This window comes from Frigoribacterium sp. 9N (assembly GCF_902506305.1).
Classification (GTDB): domain Bacteria; phylum Actinomycetota; class Actinomycetes; order Actinomycetales; family Microbacteriaceae; genus Frigoribacterium.
Genome location: NZ_LR733401.1, coordinates 1 through 2,999 on the forward strand (window position 1 = coordinate 1; position 2,999 = coordinate 2,999).

Sequence of the window (2,999 nt, forward strand, 5' to 3'; positions counted from 1 at the left end):
GGGGCGGCGGGGGCCCGGCGTCGTGCCGGGGCCCCCGGCGCCGATCAGGGGAGGCCGTCGGGGTGGGTCTCGGTCCACCCGGCGGCGTCGGCCGGCAGGTACAGGTCGATCGGTGCGGCCACGACCTTCTCGTCGGGCGTCTTGCCGTCGATGGCGTCCTGGGCCGCGGCGAAGGCGAGCTTGCCCGCCTCGATGCCGCTGATGTCGACGACGGCCTTGAGCACCGAACCGTCGGCGAGCTCGGCGGCGATGTCGCTCGTCATGTCCGAACCGAAGACGGCGACCTGACCGACGAGCCCTCGGGTCTGCACGGCCTTGTAGGCGCCGACGGTCGCGCCGCCCGCCTCACCGTAGAGACCGTCGAGGTCGGGGTTCGCGCTGAGCATCTGCTCGGCGGTCGAGACGGCGGTGTCGACCTCGGCGCCCTCCTGGTTGGCGACGAACACGGTGCCGGGCAGGGCCGCGGTCAGTGCCTCGGAGAAGCCCTTGTAGCGCTGCTGGCAGACCTCGTACTGCTCGCAGTTGATGACGCCCATCCTGGGCGCCGTGATGCCGGCCTCGGTGAAGTAGGCCGCGGCCTGCTTCCCGAGGTCGCCGCCGAACTTCAGCGGGTCGCCGAGCACCCACGCCGTGACGTACTGGTCGACGGCGTCGTCGCTGACGCAGGTGTTGTAGCAGATGACCGGGATGCCGGCCTCGCTGGCCTGCCGGACCGCGGGGACGCTGCCGTCGGTCGAGACCGCGGACAGGATGATGGCGCTGACGGCGGACGAGGTGAGCGTGTTCATGAACGAGCTCTCCTTCGACACGTCGCCCGCCGAGGTGGACTCGAGGAAGTCGACGTTCTTCGAGTCGGCGTCCGCGGCGTCCTGGACGCCCTTCTTGACGCCGCCGTAGAAGCCCTGGGAGTCGAGGTAGAGGGCGCCGATGCGCTCGGTGCCGCCGTCGCCTCCGTCGGCGCTGGGGATGGAGCAGCCCGCGAGCGCGACCGACGCGGCGAGCGCGGCGGCCACGGCGAGGACGCGCCGTCGGGTCCTGGTGATGGGTGACATGGGTCGGGGTTCCTTTCTAGGGGCGCACGGCGTCGTCGCCGGGCGTGACCACGGGTGCGGTCGGGTCGGAGGAGGCGCGGGTCGGGTCGGTCGTGACCCCGAGCTCGGCCGAGAGGGCGGCGACGACGCGGCGCAGGGTCGCCACCTCGGCGTCGCGCACGTCCTGCGGGTCGTCGTGGAAGAGCAGCATCGACGGTAGCGAGGTGGCGAAGTAGTCGACCTCGCCCGGTGTGCGCGAGAGCTCGTCCACGTACGAGTCGAAGTCCCCCAGGAGGTCGGCCGCCCGCTCGACCTCGCCCAGACGGGAGAGGGCACGGACGGTGGCCGCGCTGCGCTCGGTGAAGGCCTGCGTGGCCATGCCCGCGAAGTCGCCGGTCGACCGGGAGGCCGCGGACCAGGCGGCCCGGGCGGCGTCGACGTCTCCCGCCGCGGCGAACGCGTCGCCGAGGGCCAGGTGCAGCTCGGCCGTGGTGGCGAGCGGGTGCCGTGCCTCGCCGAGAGTGGCGGGTGGCGTGAGGGCGGCCTCGACGGCGGATCGCGCCCGGTCGGCGTCGCCCTCGGCCAGCGCCCGACGGGACACGGCGAGGCACGCGTCGTCCCAGGCGCCGAGCACCTGGCCCTCGCCGCCCTCCCAGGGCTGGAAGCTGCGCGAGGTGAGCACGGCGAGCGCGTCGTCCGGGCGTCCCACCTCGGTGAGCAGTCGGGCGCGCACCACGCAGAGGTCGTCCCGCTCGGCGACGAGGTCGATCCGTGACTCGAGCTGGGCCAGCCGGTCGTCGGCGGACGCCCCCAGCCGCCCGGCCAACTCGTCGGACTCGAAGAGCAGCCGGGAGTCGTCGGGACGGACGCGCAGCGCGTCGTCGTAGTGACGTGCCGCGAGGTCGGGGTCGGCCAGCACGTTGTAGGCGGCCACGCCGAGGTTCCGCTGCACGACGGCGGCCTGCGCGTCGTCCAGGTCGGTCGCGGCGGCCCGTCGCCACGCGTCGACGGCGTCCTGCCCGCGGCCCCGGTCGTACCACCAGCTGCCCAGCAGCGACCAGGCGAGGCCGTCGGCCGGCTCGAGGGCGACCGCGTCGAGCAGGGCGGCGACGTCGTCGAGGCGCGAGGGCAGGCAGTTGGTCGCGTCGAGGGCGTGGACCGTGGCGAGTGCCCGGCGCGCCTCGTCGACGCGGCCGGTCCTCGCCAACGAGGAGGCGCGGTGGTAGGCGAGCAGCGGACCGACGGCCACCTGCCCGAGCGCGGTGGAGGCGACAGCCCCCTGGGCGAGGTCGAGGACGCGGAGCGCCTCGTCGACGTGCCCGGACGAGCCGTACTCGAGCGCGACGTCGAGCAGCGTCGGGGCGTCGTCCGTGAGGCGTCGGCCCGCGAGGTGTCGCGCCCACTGGTCGAGCGGGTCGAGCTCGAGGGTCTCGGCGAGCAGCCGGTCCGCCTCGTCGTGTCGGCCGAGGCCGCGCAGGGTCAGCGCGAGCAGGTCGCGCACCTGCAGGTTGTCGGTGCCGTGCGACAGGGCCGTGCGCAGCAGGGCCTCGGCCCGGACGGGGTCGGCCGGACCGGCGAGCCGGGCCAAGGCCAGCGACGCGGGAGCCACCCAGGCGGCGTTCCAGGCGGACTTCTCCAGCGCCTCCTTCGCCTCGGGGGTGCGCCCGAGGCGCAGGAGCGTGAGTCCGAGACGGTAGAGGGCGTCGCCGTCGGCCGGGTTCGGCGCCCAGGCCGACTGACGGCCCACCGCGACACGGAGGAGCACGAGGGCTTCGTCGTAGCGGGCCGCGGCGTGGAGGAGGGTCGCCAGGGCGACGTTGCTCCGCACGTCGCCCGGGTCGCGGCGGAGCGCCTCACGCCAGTAGGGCTCGGGCGAGCGGGTCGCGTGACGGTACTGCCGCAGGTACTGACCGATGAGGAAGAGCTCCTCGACGGTCTCGACGTCGGCGGGGGCGGGCGGGGCGACGG

2 protein-coding genes are annotated in these 2,999 nt (G+C 74.6%); both read right to left on the reverse strand.

What is annotated here, in order from left to right; all coding sequences use genetic code 11:
• Positions 1-44 precede the first annotated feature (44 nt).
• On the reverse strand, positions 45-1,052 hold the full coding sequence (locus ARTHRO9V_RS15580; protein ID WP_123571405.1) for a substrate-binding domain-containing protein: 1,008 nt from the start codon (positions 1,050-1,052) through the stop codon (positions 45-47).
• A 16-nt stretch (positions 1,053-1,068) separates the two neighbouring features.
• Positions 1,069-2,999, reverse strand: a 1,931-nt coding sequence (locus tag ARTHRO9V_RS15585) for a tetratricopeptide repeat protein (protein WP_370516216.1), incomplete at its 5' end; no start/stop codon positions are given.